This is a genomic window from Sinorhizobium sp. 7-81 (genome assembly GCF_030124405.1).
GTDB lineage: Bacteria > Pseudomonadota > Alphaproteobacteria > Rhizobiales > Rhizobiaceae > Sinorhizobium > Sinorhizobium psoraleae.
Genome location: NZ_JASKLT010000003.1, coordinates 221,895 through 237,972 on the forward strand (window position 1 = coordinate 221,895; position 16,078 = coordinate 237,972).

The 16,078-nt window shown below is 58.9% G+C and carries 13 protein-coding genes; 6 read left to right on the plus strand and 7 right to left on the minus strand.

Annotation, left to right across the window (positions count from 1 at the left end):
* Positions 1 to 245 precede the first annotated feature (245 nt).
* Positions 246 to 4,043, plus strand: coding sequence for a vitamin B12-dependent ribonucleotide reductase (locus QN224_RS13700; protein WP_283977131.1), 3,798 nt, complete (start codon positions 246 to 248; stop codon positions 4,041 to 4,043).
* 686 nt (positions 4,044 to 4,729) lie between these two features.
* Here QN224_RS13700 and QN224_RS13705 read toward each other — a convergent pair.
* From QN224_RS13705 to QN224_RS13725, 5 genes are all read right to left on the minus strand, one after another.
* Complete coding sequence (locus QN224_RS13705) at positions 4,730 to 4,984, minus strand: hypothetical protein (protein WP_283977132.1); 255 nt, start codon at positions 4,982 to 4,984, stop codon at positions 4,730 to 4,732.
* Between the two features lie 1,066 nt (positions 4,985 to 6,050).
* On the minus strand, positions 6,051 to 6,539 hold the full coding sequence (locus tag QN224_RS13710; RefSeq protein WP_283977133.1) for a hypothetical protein: 489 nt from the start codon (positions 6,537 to 6,539) through the stop codon (positions 6,051 to 6,053).
* Between the two features lie 318 nt (positions 6,540 to 6,857).
* The gene (locus QN224_RS13715) at positions 6,858 to 7,805 is read right to left on the minus strand and encodes an XdhC family protein (RefSeq protein ID WP_283977134.1); all 948 of its coding nucleotides are present in this window, start codon (positions 7,803 to 7,805) and stop codon (positions 6,858 to 6,860) included.
* A gap of 160 nt (positions 7,806 to 7,965) precedes the next feature.
* On the minus strand, positions 7,966 to 8,445 hold the full coding sequence (locus tag QN224_RS13720; protein ID WP_283977135.1) for a DMT family transporter: 480 nt from the start codon (positions 8,443 to 8,445) through the stop codon (positions 7,966 to 7,968).
* A 14-nt stretch (positions 8,446 to 8,459) separates the two neighbouring features.
* Entirely contained in the window at positions 8,460 to 9,920 is a 1,461-nt protein-coding gene (locus QN224_RS13725; RefSeq protein ID WP_283977136.1) for an amidohydrolase family protein, read from the minus strand.
* Between the two features lie 287 nt (positions 9,921 to 10,207).
* On the opposite strand from QN224_RS13725, the gene QN224_RS13730 reads away from it, so the two are divergent.
* Both QN224_RS13730 and QN224_RS13735 read left to right on the plus strand, forming a co-directional pair.
* Positions 10,208 to 10,423 (plus strand): hypothetical protein, encoded by a 216-nt coding sequence (locus QN224_RS13730; RefSeq protein WP_283977137.1) that lies wholly within the window; start codon positions 10,208 to 10,210, stop codon positions 10,421 to 10,423.
* A 5-nt stretch (positions 10,424 to 10,428) separates the two neighbouring features.
* Positions 10,429 to 10,704: a hypothetical protein gene (locus QN224_RS13735; RefSeq protein ID WP_283977138.1), complete on the plus strand. Its 276-nt coding sequence runs from the start codon at positions 10,429 to 10,431 to the stop codon at positions 10,702 to 10,704.
* Here QN224_RS13735 and QN224_RS13740 read toward each other — a convergent pair.
* Together QN224_RS13740 and QN224_RS13745 are read right to left on the minus strand one after the other, a co-directional pair.
* A complete protein-coding gene (locus tag QN224_RS13740) occupies positions 10,699 to 11,316 on the minus strand; it encodes a response regulator transcription factor (RefSeq protein ID WP_283977139.1) in 618 nt (205 codons plus the stop codon). The genes QN224_RS13735 and QN224_RS13740 overlap by 6 nt on opposite strands.
* On the minus strand, positions 11,313 to 12,899 hold the full coding sequence (locus QN224_RS13745) for an ATP-binding protein (protein ID WP_283977140.1): 1,587 nt from the start codon (positions 12,897 to 12,899) through the stop codon (positions 11,313 to 11,315). Before QN224_RS13745 ends, QN224_RS13740 begins: the two co-directional genes overlap by 4 nt.
* A 296-nt stretch (positions 12,900 to 13,195) precedes the next feature.
* Between QN224_RS13745 and QN224_RS13750 the strand changes: the two genes are divergently transcribed.
* Genes QN224_RS13750 through QN224_RS13760 form a run of 3 tightly spaced genes read left to right on the plus strand, consistent with a single transcriptional unit; the run spans position 13,196 to position 15,921 of the window.
* Positions 13,196 to 13,498, plus strand: coding sequence for a winged helix-turn-helix domain-containing protein (locus QN224_RS13750; protein WP_225169286.1), 303 nt, complete (start codon positions 13,196 to 13,198; stop codon positions 13,496 to 13,498).
* A gap of 57 nt (positions 13,499 to 13,555) precedes the next feature.
* A complete protein-coding gene (locus QN224_RS13755) occupies positions 13,556 to 14,848 on the plus strand; it encodes an MFS transporter (RefSeq protein ID WP_283977141.1) in 1,293 nt (430 codons plus the stop codon).
* Positions 14,845 to 15,921 (plus strand): nitronate monooxygenase family protein, encoded by a 1,077-nt coding sequence (locus tag QN224_RS13760; protein WP_283977142.1) that lies wholly within the window; start codon positions 14,845 to 14,847, stop codon positions 15,919 to 15,921. The genes QN224_RS13755 and QN224_RS13760 overlap by 4 nt, the downstream gene beginning before the upstream one ends.
* Positions 15,922 to 16,078 lie beyond the last annotated feature (157 nt).

Consider the following 16,078-nt stretch of genomic DNA (forward strand, 5'->3'; position numbering starts at 1 on the left):
CGTGACCCCGTGTGATCGCGGCAGGGAATTTTTGCGCGATTTTCGGGCCGCCGCTGCAATATTCAGGCTGGCATAAATGACTTGTTAATACTATATTTAGTGTTTGCAGCCAGCATCATCACAAGATACAGGGTGACCCAGGGCATGGGTTTCCTTCAAAGACGGAAGCTGGAGCTGGCTGCGGACACCTCGCGGCCAGGCGGGTTAATTGCGCCTTGGCGCATGGCAACAAAGGACACGGGACAATGCAGATCGAACGTCGTTTCACGAAGGCCGGGCAATCCGCCTATGCCGAGATCGATTTCCGCAAGGCGACGAGTGAGATCAAGAACCCGGATGGGTCGATCGTCTTCCGTCTTGAGAACATCGACGTTCCCGCGCAGTTCTCCCAGGTCGCCGCCGACATCCTGGCGCAGAAGTACTTCCGCAAGGCGGGCGTGCCGGCCAAGCTGAAGCGGATCGAGGAAAATGACGTGCCTTCCTTCCTGTGGCGCTCGGTGCCCGACACGGATGCGCTGAAGGCGCTGCCGAAGGATGAGCAGTACGGCTCCGAAACCGATGCGCGCCAGGTTTTCGATCGCCTGGCCGGCACCTGGACCTATTGGGGCTGGAAGGGCGGCTATTTCGACACGGAAGAGGACGCAGCCGCTTTCCGCGACGAGCTTGCCTATATGCTCGCCACGCAGCGCGTCGCACCGAACTCGCCGCAATGGTTCAACACCGGCCTGCACTGGGCCTACGGCATCGACGGCCCCGGCCAGGGCCACTTCTATGTCGATCCCTTCACCGGCAAGCTGACGAAGTCGAAATCCGCTTACGAGCATCCGCAGCCGCATGCCTGCTTCATCCAGTCCGTTGCCGACGACCTCGTCAACGAGGGCGGCATCATGGACCTTTGGGTGCGTGAGGCCCGCCTGTTCAAATACGGCTCCGGCACCGGTTCCAACTTCTCTCATCTGCGCGGTGAAGGTGAAAGGCTTTCGGGCGGCGGCAAGTCCTCCGGCCTCATGAGCTTCCTGAAGATCGGCGACCGTGCGGCTGGCGCCATCAAGTCGGGCGGTACGACGCGGCGCGCCGCCAAGATGGTCGTCGTCGACATCGACCATCCGGATATCGAGGAATATATCAACTGGAAGGTCAAGGAGGAGCAGAAGGTCGCTGCTCTCGTCACCGGCTCCAAGATCGTGGCCAAGCATCTCAAGGCGATCATGAAGGCTTGCGTCAACTGCGACGGCAGCGACGACGCCTGCTTCGATCCTAAGCAGAACCCCGCGCTGAAGCGCGAGATCCGCGCCGCCAAGCAGGCGCTGGTTCCGGAAAACTACGTCAAGCGCGTCATCCAGTTCGCGCGTCAGGGCTACAAGGACATCGAGTTCAAGACCTATGACACGGACTGGGATTCGGAGGCCTATCTGACCGTCTCCGGCCAGAACTCCAACAACTCCGTCTCGATCAAGGACGACTTCCTGCGCGCCGTCGAGGCCGATGGCGAATGGAATCTCACCGCCCGCAAGGACGGCCGCGTGCTGAAGACGCTGAAGGCCCGTGACCTCTGGGAATCGATCTCCTACGCCGCCTGGGCGTCGGCCGATCCGGGCCTGCACTTCAATACGACGATGAACGACTGGCACACCTGCCCGGCCGCCGGCCCGATCCGCGCCTCGAACCCGTGCTCGGAATACATGTTCCTCGACGACACGGCCTGCAACCTCGCCTCGCTGAACCTGATGCAGTTCAAGGACGCCGCCACCAAGCGGATCAACATCGGCGATTACGAACATGCCGTCCGCCTCTGGACGATCGTGCTCGAAGTCTCGGTGATGATGGCGCAGTTCCCGTCCCGCGAGATCGCCGAACTCTCCTACGAATACCGTACGCTCGGCCTCGGCTACGCCAATATCGGCGGCCTCCTGATGTCATCAGGCATTCCCTATGACTCGGCCGAAGGCCGCGCCATCGCCGGCGCGCTGACCGCCATCATGACCGGCATCGCTTATGCCACCTCGGCCGAGATCTCGGCCAAGCTCGGCCCCTTCCCGGGCTTTGCGCCGAACCGCGACAACATGCTGCGCGTCATGCGCAATCACCGCCGCGCGGCCTATGGCGAGATCAAGGGTTATGAGAGCCTGTCGGTTAACCCGGTTGCGCTCGTCCACAGTGATTGCCCTGACCAGGAGTTGATCGCACACGCCAAGAGCGCCTGGGACAAGGCCGTCGAGCTCGGCGAGAAGCACGGCTACCGCAATGCCCAGGCAACCGTGATCGCGCCGACCGGTACGATCGGCCTCGTCATGGATTGTGACACCACCGGCATCGAGCCCGATTTCGCCCTGGTCAAGTTCAAGAAGCTCGCCGGCGGCGGCTACTTCAAGATCATCAACCGCGCCGTGCCGGAAGCGCTGCGCACGCTCGGCTACTCGGAAAGCCAGATCGCCGAGATCGAGGCTTATGCCGTCGGTCATGGCAACCTCAACCAGGCGCCGGCAATCAACCCGACGACTCTCAAGGCCAAGGGTTTCACCGATGAGAAAATCGAGGCCGTCAACGCTGCGCTGAAGGCCGCCTTCGACATCAAGTTCGTCTTCAACCAGTGGACGCTCGGCGCCGATTTCCTCAAGGGCACGCTGAAAGTCACCGACGAGCAACTTGCCTCGATCGAGTTCAACCTGCTCGAGCACCTGGGTTTCTCCAGGAAGGATATCGAAGCCGCCAATATCCATGTCTGCGGCGCGATGACACTGGAAGGCGCGCCGTTCCTCAAGGCCGAGCACCTGCCGGTGTTCGATTGCGCCAACCCGTGCGGCAAGATCGGCAAGCGCTATCTTTCGGTCGAAAGCCATATCCGCATGATGGCGGCCGCCCAGCCCTTCATCTCGGGTGCGATCTCCAAGACGATCAACATGCCGAACGAAGCGACCGTCGAGGATTGCAAGAACGCCTACATGCTCTCCTGGAAGCTCGCGCTGAAGGCGAACGCGCTTTACCGCGACGGTTCCAAGCTGTCGCAGCCGCTGAACGCCTCGCTGATCGAGGACGACGAGGAAGAGGAAGCGATCGAAGAACTGATGCAGGCGCCGGCCGCTGCCCAGGCAGTCGCCGTCACCGAGAAAATCGTCGAGCGCGTCATCGAGAAGGTCATCCGCGCCCGTGAAAAACTGCCGAACCGCCGCCAGGGTTATACCCAGAAGGCGATCGTCGGCGGCCACAAGGTCTACCTGCGCACCGGCGAATTCGGCGACGGCCGCCTGGGCGAGATCTTCATCGACATGCATAAGGAAGGTGCCGCCTTCCGCGCGATGATGAACAACTTCGCCATCGCCATCTCGCTCGGCCTGCAGTATGGCGTGCCGCTCGAAGAATATGTGGAGGCCTTCACCTTCACCAAGTTCGAGCCGGCCGGCATGGTTCAGGGCAATGACGCGATCAAGAACGCGACGTCGATCCTCGACTACGTGTTCCGCGAACTCGCCGTCTCCTATCTCGGCCGCCACGATCTTGCCCATGTCGATACTTCCGACTTCGGCAATACCGCGCTCGGCCGCGGCATCCAGGAAGGCAAGACCAACCTAGTCTCGACCGGCTGGACCCGCGGCTACAAGCCGACCATCGTCGGCGGCACGGCCGATCGCCAGCTCTCCGAGCCTAAGGGTGCCTCAACCGCTGCACCGGCTCGCGCCTCCGGAGGCGCCACGGTCACCTCGATCGCCGGCAACGCCGCCCGCAAGCTGGAACCGGCGGTAGCGGCCGCTACATCGGAAGTCCTGGCCTTCAAGCGCGACTATGAAGAGCGCGCCGCCGAACTCGCCGAGGAGATCGCTGAAGAAGTCGTACAGGAGGTAACCGCCCTCTTCTCCGACAAGGCAGCCGCCGAAGCCGCTTCCGCCAAGTCCGACGCGAAAAAGGTCGAAGCCGAACGCCGCGCCCGCTCGATCATGCAAGGCTACACCGGAAACATGTGCTCCGAATGCCAGAACTTCACGATGGTCCGTAACGGCACCTGCGAGAAGTGCGACACATGCGGTGCAACGAGCGGCTGCAGCTGAGGCGAGTAGCACCACTGCTCCGCGCCCTTAGAAATGCGCCGTAACCCCTGATTTGCGTCTGAGAGGCCCTTAGAAATGCGTTTGAGGGGGACAAGGCAGGCCGAATCACCTCAGACACCTCAGCTCTGAGGTGAGGACTTGGCTCGCACAACCAAAAAAAGACGCCGCCCTGATAAACTTGGGCGGCGTTTGTTCGTCCGCAGTGTCAGAGACCTTCCGATAATGGTGTCTGGCTCTGACGAAATAGAGGGTCGCGTTCGTCCGTTGCGAGGCCTGTACGGCGGCCAGTGGCATGGCGTTGCGGGACATCTCTATTGTTGGTTCAGCCTCGTGAGCAAGGGACGTGTTGTGGCCGTAGATTCCGGCTCATATCCTGAACTGAAAAATATCCCTACTCTTCCTCTCCTTCGTTCACTCGCGGCGCAAAGTGGATTCAAGCGAAGGAAAAGAAGTTGAGATCACATATTCGCGCTGTCTCGCGACCCGATGGAGCGGTCCTACTCGATCAGGTATATCGTTCGGTTCGGGCGGATAGCCCATGAGAGATCGGATGCGGGAAGGAATGTAACATCGTCTCTCTTCGGCGCTCCTAAAACAGGACCGCTGCGAGGCGGAAACTCCAATTCCTGGCCGAGGAAATTCATCTGTCCGTATGTTTCGATCGCACAGTAGGGGCAAACCCGCTTTCACGCTGTCTGCGAGGCGGCCTCTGTTTTAGGCTTGGAATGATCAACGATGGCTTCCTGCTCATCACTATCAGCGACCTTAGGATAGGTCGATAGTATTGCCTCGATCAACTCTGGAGGATATCCGAATTCGGCAAACCCTTTCCTCAATTTTTCGAAATCGAAATTTCGAGGTGAGCTATCGAGGTCATACTGTATATCGATGTATGCCGGCACCATCCTCTGGCTATTTCTGACCGAAAAGAAATTGCTCATGTGCGTAACTCCCTACTTTAAGCTCCCCATCCCAAGTCGCAGCCGACGTTAATACGCAATAAGATGCCCCCCTGAGTGATAGTATATTGTCAACTGTACCGCTAGAGTTTGCAAGAATACAGATGCCCGCGGGATGATCTGCCGAAATGATCCCTCCTATAATGTCCCGATTAACCGGGGAAAGCTCCTCCTGGTGGCGATTGTGTAACTCCGTGAGGCGTGCTCGCTGTTTTTTCCAGCTCGCCCACACCGGATGAAAACCCAGCCGTGCCCAGACAAAGAGACCGGCAAACGATGCAGTCAGCTCGATCCTTTCGAACCCATGCGCCTCAAGGGCGCGGTAAAGGTTCTGAATGAACCGTCGGCAGTATCCCTGCCTTCGGTCTCCCTCCATCACAGAGAGTTTTTCGATCGCAACCAGTCTTCCCGCAAAATTAATAGATAGCTTCGCGTAGACCAGACCATGGACGGTCACCTTGAACCGGCCGGTGAGGCCTTGTTCGATATCGCTTCTCAGCTGTCCGATTCCCGTAGAAAGTCGAGCCACGATAAGTTCAACGGCCTCTTGCATTTGTTCCGGCGAAAGCCGCTGTCGCTGATCCTCCGCACAGGCGGTTTGCCTGCCATCGTTGCCCAGGTTGCCGGTAGTTCGCGACCAAGGCCATAGCATCTGACGCGTTATGAACCGCAAGCACTTCATTAACCCTCACGTATTGCAAATGCGAAACGAAATCACAGCAGTCCAATTACTGGACAGCTAATAACAATCTCAAAAGCGTGGAAGAGGTGTCTGCCTGGTCTCGATCATCGACCAATTTCCACAACCGCAGCCGTTGTTTCAGGAAGTCCGTAACAGACCCACTCGGAAGTGCGACGGGGTGGAATCTAACTATCTTGGAGGAACTCGCCGGCTTGAGGCCTTCCTGGCTTGGGTAGTGAGGCAGGATTACCGAGCAGAACTTGATCTCTGCCAGCCAGCCGTTCACCTTGGCGATAACGGTTATTTGGGAGTAACCGATGGCGAAGGGGTTTGGATCGCCGTCATCACATGCGACCCTAGTGAAAATCACTTCAAGTTCTTCATCGCTGCCCTAAAGCTTGTTAAAATTGCCCCTCGAGCTTTGTTCATATGCTTTTGTATATCTGGCATATGAAGGTCCGAGTCTTTTCCGTGCGCCACACGATCTCTTTCTAACACCAACGCGCTCAGCAGTTCTTCCGTAAACTGCTTATGGTTCCTACCTTTGAACAGCAATCCCGCGACGCCTTCGGGCGTCAACGCATTGAAGCGACCTGCCCCTAGCTCCTCAAAATCGAGAGAAATTGTAACGCGAGGGATGATTTCCATGTGGGAAAAGTCTTGGTCATCCCATTCGATACGATCGTGATTGCATCCGAATTGGAAGAAGACAATGGGGTCGCTTTCGTCATCATTAAGGAGCTCCTGACGGAAGACCTCAATTAATTTCTCGACTTCCCATAACTGCTCGGCTGATAGCTCTACGCCGCTGAAATCGTAACAGAAATGATAAGTTTCAACCTGTGTCTCGGCCATTTAACACCCTCTGCGCAATTCGCTGGGCGAGATATAAAGGGCGATTATAAACCGGCGGTTAGCAGTCAGGCTCTGGCAGTGGCAATCGAGTTTACTGGTAAATGTTGCGTATCGCTCCATTCCCCCTTTTGGACCTAGACGATTTTCTCAAACCTCAGAAATGGAGTGCGTTCGGGGGCTTCAGGCCCGCCATGTGGAACCTGGTCCAAGCACTCGCACGGAAGAGGTGCAGGAGAGGGGCAAGTGTTCGGAGAGCCACCTGCGGAGGAAGGCGTTTAGAAGAAGAAGGTTCTGACCACCGCCGAGCGGATAGCGTCTCTAAGAGGACAACCAAGCGATACCGGATGCCTTCTTGAGCATGGAAAGCCGGGAAGCCGCAACATCGGCCATCACGGACAACGCAAGCGAGTTGGAGTCCCGGGTTGGTCCGAACAGCCCTATGGGAGCTTTGATACGATCAATCTGTTCGATCGACCAACCGGTTGCCCGAAGTCGTTCCGTTCTCTTTGCGTGCGTGCGGGCGCTACCCAGAGCACCGATGTAAAACGCCGGGGAGTTGAGGGCCTCATTTAGGACCGGCTCTTCGGCGTCCAGGTCGTGATGGAGCAGAACAACCGCAGTGAACGCGTCGACTGCGGGGACGACTCCTTTCAGGTCGCGGCCCCGCTGGAAAACTTCATAACCGGCAGCTTTGCCTATCGATGCGACAGCCCTTGCCTCGATTGAATCGCCGGATATCAGAACCCGCGGGCTTGGAGGGTAGACCGTCACGAAATCACGTTCCATCCAGCGACTTGGCCCCCTCGGCCGAAAGTACTCCAGAGCCTGCTGATCGGGGGAATATCGCAGTCCACCCGCCTGCCGCATTTTCAGAAACAAGAGGACCTGGCGAATTGGAAATGCGTCTCTCAGTAGATGAATGGCGACCGTGATACCGCCGCCGCAGGGCAGAACGATATCGAAAAATGGAGAATCCGTCCCGAACTTGACGGTCCGGTCCTCCCGTGCTGCCATCGCATGCAGGGCTTCGGACGCGACCGCAGCCTCCACACACCCACCTGACACATATCCGCAGAACCTGCCATCCGACGCCACGGCAACGTGAGAACCCAGTGCCCGAGCCGCGCCTCCCCTTACCTCAATCAGGGTCGCCAGCGCCACGTGCTCACCGCTCTCCATCGTGTCCGCCGCAAATGCCAGGATTTCCGCGGGATCGTCCGTCAGCGATGCTCTGACCGGAATGGGAAGCGTTACATTGACATTCATATCGAATATTCCAGTCAACATCCGAAGTTGCTGTCTCTTATCGCGCGGGTGTGGCCGTCGAAGCGGCCTATGGAAGGTTGGACGCTAGCGCCGTCCGATCGGATTGTTTTGAAGGTCTATGCAATTCGTTGTCATGCCGGGCAGGTCAGGACGTGCCAGCTCAGGTTAAGTGGTCAGCCCATGCGGCCAAGCGGTCGGCGAACAGGGTGATGAGCGCGCCACATATGACGCAAAACGCTCCGATAAGTTTGACCGTTGTCACGGGCTTAACCGCAGACTGCAACAGGCCGAAGTTATCGATCGTCAGCGATGCGATCAGTTGTCCCGCGATCACAAGGATCAGAAGGTTTGCCAAGCCGATTTGGGGGGTAAGCAGGACCGTCGAGAAAATGGCCCCTGCCCCGAGCAGTCCTCCAATGAGCTTCCAGGCCGGCTGAGACGGGAGGACGGTAAGCGCCGTCGGCAGACCGCCCCGCCCCAGTGCGATGATGCCCAAAGCAACGGCTCCGGTGGCGAAGGAGTAAAACGCGGCGGCAAACACGTTCCCTCCAAACCCTGCCGCGAGTTGGGCGTTCACCGCTGCTTGGACGGATATGGCACAACCCGCGGCGAACGCCAGTACGAAGAACAGAGGTAGCATCTACTTGGTTCCTTTCACTTCTCCAGAGCGAACTCTTCGGCGAACATGTCTTGCTTGAAGCCGACAGCGTCAAAGAGATATTCGCGCGACCTCTCGGTTGCCTCCCGCACCTTCGCCATGTCGACGCCCGCGAGTTTCCCTTCACGTTTGCGGATCGTGCCGCCGATGATGACGGTCTCTACATTGCTTCGCTCGGCGGCCCCGGCGACAGTTCCGAGGGCATTCGAGGAGGGATAAAGGTTTACGTCGTTGGCATTGATGACGACGATGTCGGCTTCCTTGCCTTCGGCCAAGCTACCTGTCCTGTCAGCAAGCCCAGCGACCCGCGCACCATCGATCGTCGCCGCCCTGAGGACGTCGCGCATTCCGATCGGGTTTGGCGCAGCCTTGTCGCCCGAGAACTTGCGGCGCTGCGCGGCGCTTCGCTGGAGATACAGCGCCATCCGCATTTCCATGAACATATCGCCGCTGTAGGCGCTCTCGTTGTCAACGCTAAAGCCGGGACGAACTCCGTGGTCGATTGCGTCCTGGTAGCCGAAGAACCCGCCCTCGAGCGCCCAGTGCGCATCCGAGCGCGGGCAGACATTTACGCGTACTCCGGACCCAGCGATAATGCGCCATGCTTCGTCATTCAGTCCTGTGCAGTGATTGAATATGTTGTCCTTTCCGACTGCTCCACCTTTATGGAAGCCAGGTAGAAGATCGGACATCTCCTTGCCGAAGAACTCCGTCACGAGATCAAGTCCGAGTTTTCGGCCGACCGCCCACTGCTCTGGATCGGGCGCGGTCATCATGGCCATTGTTACCAGCGCATCTTCATCCCCAAATTGCTCCTTCTGCAGCGCCTCGAGGTCCTTGTACCAGCTGTCCTCCTGCCAGGTGCCGGCAAGCGGTGCTCCCGGCGCGTGAACAGCGCGGATGCCTGATGTCCGCAATGCTTCGATCGCAGCCCGGGCGTGGTCGATCGAGCGGCTGTTGTGCGAATTGTCGATGATTGTTGTGATCCCTGCGTCGATGCACCCAAGGCTCGTTAGGTAGTTACCGACGTACATATCTTCCGGTCGATATTTCGTTGCGAACGAAAGGTGTGTCCCCTCGAGGTAGTCGTGCAGGTCCGCAGAGTTGGAGTTCACGCGGCGCAACTGGCCCTCCCAGGCGTGCCGGTGGGTGTCGACAAAGCCCGGAATGACGATCTTGCCGGCCGCGTCGATAATATCGGCATCTGCCGCTTCGATTTCGGGGGCGATTGCTCGAATAAGGCTGCCTTCTACGAGGACGTCACCCTTTGCGTGGCCGCCGGTCTTCGCGTCCATGCTGAGGATTGTGCCGCCCTTGATCAGGATGGGACGTTTCTTTGCATTTGGCCTCTTCACCGAGGCTCGGACTTCGGAATTCAAGATCGGGGTTTCTGTGGCGACGGCGGCTACCGTGGCTGCGGAGATGCCGGCGAGGAATGAACGGCGCGTGGGATACATCTCAATCTCATCTTTTGAACGGGTTTCGTGTCAAGAAACGGCATTGAAGCCGGAGCTTGGTTTTGGCGACATAGATGGACCGTTCGCCCAGACGGCAGAAGCCACTGACACCGCAACTCGTTGTTCAAGAAAAGTGAACTTACGAAGTTTCCCAACTGATCGCGCCGGCAAAGCAAATTGGTGGCTTAGGTTTGTCGCCGGAACATTCTAGTGAAGCAAGGAACGTTCAAGAGCGGAGTTTGAGCCGCACATACTCTCATCTCATGCAATACGGACAGGAGAAGAGGATGCTGGAGCGTCGAAACCGACAAGCGCAGGAAGAGTTTTACACGGTCTTCCCAATAACAGTCATCGTTGCCCTCATGGCATGTATCGTTTGTTACCTGTTTATCGGCACAAATTACCTCGACACTCCGCAGCACGCAAAAGTGTACTTCGACATTATGAAGGAGCAGCCCTCCAACAAGCGGGGTGTAGCGCCGCGCGATCCGCGTTCGGAGTGAACGACATGCACGTGACCTATCATATAGGAATACACGATGGCGGGTTCGCGTATCGCGTAGGAACAGTTTGGTCCGAGCCTTACCCGACCCATCACGACGCGGTAATGGCTGCCAAATTCGCTGCGATGCGACAGAGGATCGGCGGAGCGAACGCTAAGATCATCTACCAGGGAGACGATGGGGTCTGGCGCTCCGAATACGTTAAGGGCAGCGAACGCCCGGAGACCGACGTCGTCGACGATACCGTGATTTCGCAATTCCTGCGTGGAATGCCGCTATAAGCGGTCTCTCACTGGCTCGATCAGTCTGATAAGCTCGATGATCGAGCCGACCCGCATTTTCTTCATCATGCTGGCGCGATGTACTTTGATCGTGATTTCGGTGAGACCGAGTTCGTAGGCGATTTGTTTGCTCATCAAACCGGACGATACGCCGCGTAGTACGTCTCTCTCGCGTGTCGATAATCCCTCGACTAGCGCGCTGACCTCGGTCAGCCGGCGCGCATCCGCCCTGCTGGACCTGTCCTGTTCGATTGCCCGGTCGACCGCGGCCAGCAATTCGTCGGCATCCACTGGCTTCGAGAGGAAATCGATCGCTCCCGCCTTCATGGCTCGAACTGAAGTCGGGACGTCGCCAAACCCGGTTATGAATATGATTGGAAGCGATCGCCTGTTGGCATTGAGTTGCTCTTGCAGGGTAAGGCCATTGAGATCAGGCAGTTGCACATCGAGCACGATGCACCCCGGGCGATCCGGATGCTGGAAGTTCAGCAGTTCCCCAGTGCTTCCAAAGCTGACGCTGTCGACGCTGGCGCTGCGCAGAAGGTCGGCGAGAGCCTCCCGGACGCTCGCATCGTCGTCGACAATCAGGACAAGGGGGGCTTCTCCGGTCATGACGTCGCCTTTTGGGAAGCCCGTTCAGGGATGGCAACGACGGCGGGGAGTGTGAACTCGAAAACCGCACCATCGACGCGGTTGTAGGCGCTTATTCGACCTCCACGAGACTCAATGGCCTTCTTGGCAATCGACAGCCCCATCCCCATCCCGTCCGGTCTGGTCGTAAACAGCGGGGCAAAAAGTCGGTCGGCCACGGTGTCTGGAATACCAGGTCCACAATCAGCGACCATAAAGGTAACGGTGCCGCGGCCGTCCGAAGACGCTTTCAGTTGAATTCGTCGACGGGCGGCATCGGCATCCTTGACCGCATGCAGCGCGTTTGAAACAAGGTTCACCAGGACCTGCTGGAGTTCAACGCGCGGGCCGGCAATCTGGCATGCGCGGTGTTCCATGGTGACTTCCAAGCGCACATTTTCGGCGCGGAGCTCATCCTCCACTATCTGTACGACTTCCCCGATCAAGCTTTCAACCTCAACGTCGTCCGCCTGTGTTTCGTCCTCGCCTGACAGTCGGGACCGTGTGAACTCGAGTATCTCTCCGGCCCGTCGAGCGTCGCGAACGAGTCTTTCAAGGGAGTCTACTGCGCTTCGGATGTCGCCTTTATCCCGCAGCCATCTCAACGACGTCTGCGCGTTCATCATCATTCCGGCGATGGGCTGGCTCAGTTCATGCGTGATCGTCGCCGACAGCACGCCCATCTCCGAAAAGCGCTTTGCCGCAGTAAGGGCAGCCTGTGCTTCACGCAGTTCGGAAAGCATGCGCTGGCGTTCGGTAACGTCGATCATTCCGACAATGATCCGGGCGAAGCCGCCCCGATTGTTTGGGAACCTGATCGCTACGTAGGCCGTAGAGAGGTGTCCTCGCGGCCCTCGAAGTCGTGCCAGCCCCTCATAGCGTTCGCGGCCGTCCATCAAGGCTTGAAGCGCCTCGATAAACAGTGAAGCGTCTTCCGGAATAAACCGATGCAGCCCACCGAGGAGCTCGTTTTGGGATGCCGCCCCTAACATCTCCACCGCCGCCTGATTGACCGCTCTCGTCGAAATGAGCCTTGCGCATTCCGGGCCGAATGAAGGGTTGTCTCGAGCATACTTGGCGAGGTCGATTACCCCGCTTGCCTTTATGGCACGCAAGTGTTCCACGATTTCAGTGAAATCCTGCTCCCAAAGGGCGACGGGACTAAGGTCGAATGTCTGCTTGAATCGACGAGTTTGATGCTCCAGTTCAGCGACCGCGGTTTCCAGGCGGACGCACGCTCTCTGATGCGCGGAGATGAGGCCGGCCGCGATCACGATCGTTCCCCACGCTGCCAGGAGTTCGACGCCGTCCGTGAAGTTTCGCACGCTGATGCTTGCGAATGCCAACATCGCACAAAGGACGGAGCTAGCTGACAGCCTTTCTCCGCCGTTCGTTCCCGCTGCCGGCAGCATTGCGGCGATGTAAAAAAGGGGCGCGACGCTATGAAGACCAGAGGGTGCCTCGATCGACTGTGCCAGAACGCCGAATGTGATTGCCGCCAAGCTGATGACGGCCTTTCTTCGTTCGGCAGGCGGCTCGGCCTCATCTGAAAAGATCGAGAACATTGTATCCTCAAGTGCATCTTCCACCGAACACGCGGCTCTTTCGTTGTCGCGCGCTCGGGCTCGCAACTGTCGGCGAGAGTCACGTCCAAGATTAGCCGGCGTGGGCCTTGCGTCTTGTATCTGGAAACACGCATTTGAACCTCGCGGACCGGGTGGGGATGCTCGGCTTCGCAAACGGTTGCCGCATTCAACAGGCTCTCGAATTGTTCAAGACGCGCCGATCGCGCTCGACCAAAGTTTGGAAGAGCCTAATACAACAATCGACAACAATTAGTCGATATGCTAATCGTTAAATCATGGAAGAAGATTTTGTAGATAAGGTCAGTGCCCTCGCGAACGGAAACCGCCTCCAGATTCTCGAGTGGCTGAAAAATCCATCCGCCTACTTCGGCCCGGAACATCCGGTCGACGAGGCCGAGGGTGTGTGCGGCTTGTACATTGCGGAGAAGCTGGGAGTGACGCCGGCGACCGCTTCCGTGCATCTCAAGATTCTTACCGCGGCGGGCTTCGTCCAACCGCTGAGGATTGGCAAGTACACCTATTTCAAGCGCGTAGAGACCGCTTTCTCCGATTTGGCAGACGCCATGCGGAGCATCTAGTTCCAGCAGAAGGGTCGGAGCGCCCGTGTTCGATTTGGCCTCGTAAGGAGATAAAGCATGAGAGCAGCATCTTACACCGGGGTCGACAAAGGCGGGGCGGGACGATGGATGATCGTCGGGTTGGGTTTCGCCACCCTGGCGTTCGCGTTCACTGTCCGCGGATCGCTGTCGCTTGCCATGCCCCTCTGGCAGGCGGAGTTTGGGTGGTCGCGGGGCGCGATCTCCTCGATTGCCGCCTGCGCGATGATCGTGATGGCGCTTGTCGCTCCCTTTGCCGGAGGGGTTGCTGACAACAAGGGTCCCCGCATGCTCTTGGCCGGAGGGCTGTTAGCGATCGCCATCGGGCTTGGATTGGTCATGGCCGCCTCTCCTGGCGCGTCAGGATGGCTTCTACCCCTCGGCTTTGCAGGCGTCGCGGCCGTCGGTTTTGGCGCGATCGCGCAGCATGTCGTTGCGGCCGCTATCGCACAGCGTTTCGACCGCAACCGCGGACTAGCCACGGGGATCGGGACGGCTGGATCAACAGGCGGGCAGTTGCTGATGATGCCGCTTATCGCCGCGATGATGCAGGGCGGCGACTGGCGTTCGGCATTCATGGTGTTGACCGTCGGCTGCATTCTGCTCATCCCAGTATCCCTACTGCTACTGGGAGGATCGCCGGCTGAACCGAACACGAAGCAGTACGACGTCGCGGAGGGAGCGCATTCCGACACGCTCGCGGCCAATCTGAAAACGCTGCTTAGAAGCCCGCTTTTCCACGCCGTCTTCTGGAGCTACGCGATTTGCGGTTTCACGACGAGTGGCGTGATCGAGACGCATCTGATGCCCTACGCCGCATACTGCGGCTTCGGCCCGCTCCCCAGTGCTACGGCCTACGGGGTTCTCTCGGGCGTCAATCTCGGCGGGATGATCCTCGCCGGTTGGCTGGCTGACAGGACGCACCGGCCGCTGCTTCTGACCGTCATCTACACCGTTCGCGCCGCCAGCTTCATCTTGTTGATCTATATTGGAGATGACTACACGGCGCTGTTGGTCTTCGCTGTGATCTTCGGCCTCTTTGACTACTCGACCGTTCCGATCACCGCCAGCTACATCGCGAGCCGGATGGGCGTGCGGATACTGGGCCTGTCGATGGGGCTTCTGTCAGCGGGGCATGCTCTTGGCGGCGCAGCGGGGGCTTGGGCCGGCGGAATTCTCTTTGACGCCACGGGCAACTACACGATCGTGTGGCTCGCCTCCATGGTTGTCGCCGTGATCGCAGCAGCGCTCATCGCGGGATTGAAAGACGACCGAGCAATCAAGGGGTTTCGCCGTCCCGACCCGCACCTATCCGAAAGGTCCTTTCCTTGATGCGCTGGAATGACAATCGCGTTCTTGAGCTGTTCAATATCGAACTCCCGATCCTGCAGGCTCCCATGGCGGGAGCCTCAACTCCGGAGATGGCCGTTGCCGTTTCGGAAGCCGGCGGCCTCGGCTCGATCCCGAGCGCTCAATATTCCGCCGAGCAACTTCTCGAGATCATGGCGTCCATACGCGATCGAACCAGACGACCGATCAATGTCAACTTCTTCGCGCATACGATGCCCGACCCCGATCCGGCACGCGACATGAGGTGGCGAGCCAAACTCGCACCCTATTACGTGGAGATGGGACTTGATCCGGCTTGCCCCCTACCCGTCACAGGGCGAAAGCCCTTCGACGAGGCATTCTGCGAGGTCGTAGAAGCATATCGGCCAGAAGTGGTCAGCTTTCATTTTGGATTGCCGCCTGCCGACCTGCTGGACCGCGTGAAGGCGACGGGAGCGAAGATCGTGTCCTCCGCCACCACTGTCGCCGAGGCCGTTTGGCTTGAAGAACATGGTGTGGACGCTGTCATCGCTATGGGCTTCGAAGCGGGCGGCCATCGCGGCAACTTCCTCGACATGGACATGGCCACCCAGGTCGGCACGATGGCGCTGGTCCCCCAGGTCGTCGACGCGGTTAGAATTCCGGTCATCGCCGCGGGCGGCATATCCGATGGCCGGGGCATGGCCGCTGCCCTGATCCTTGGTGCCGCAGCTGTTCAATGCGGAACCGCCTACCTCTTCAGCCCCGAGGCGAAAATACCGGCGGTGCATCGCGCCGCTCTGTTGAACGCACGGGACGACAACACGGCGATAACGAACGTGTTCACCGGCCGACCCGCTCGCGGGGTGATGAACCGCGTGATGAGGGAGGTCGGGCCTTTAAGCGACTTGGCTCCCGAGTTCCCGACCGCTGGGTCGGCTCTGGCCCCGCTCCGGAGCAACCGGGAGCCGGCGGGCGTAGACGACTTTACGAACCTCTGGTCCGGACAGGCCGCCAAGCTGGCAGAGCATCTGCCCGCGGGAGAACTTACAGTTTCGCTCGCAAGGGCTGCGCAAAAGGCACTCGCGTGGGCTTAAATCGTGTCTCAACTGAGACCTGCCGTCGAAGAACGCTACCGACCCGAAGCGTCACGGCACTAAGTTGCACCCGACAAAGATGGATCGCTCTCGATCCTATTCGTTCGTGCAGCCCAGCGCACGTTCTTCAATCCGCGGCGCGTTCGACGCGGCAAGC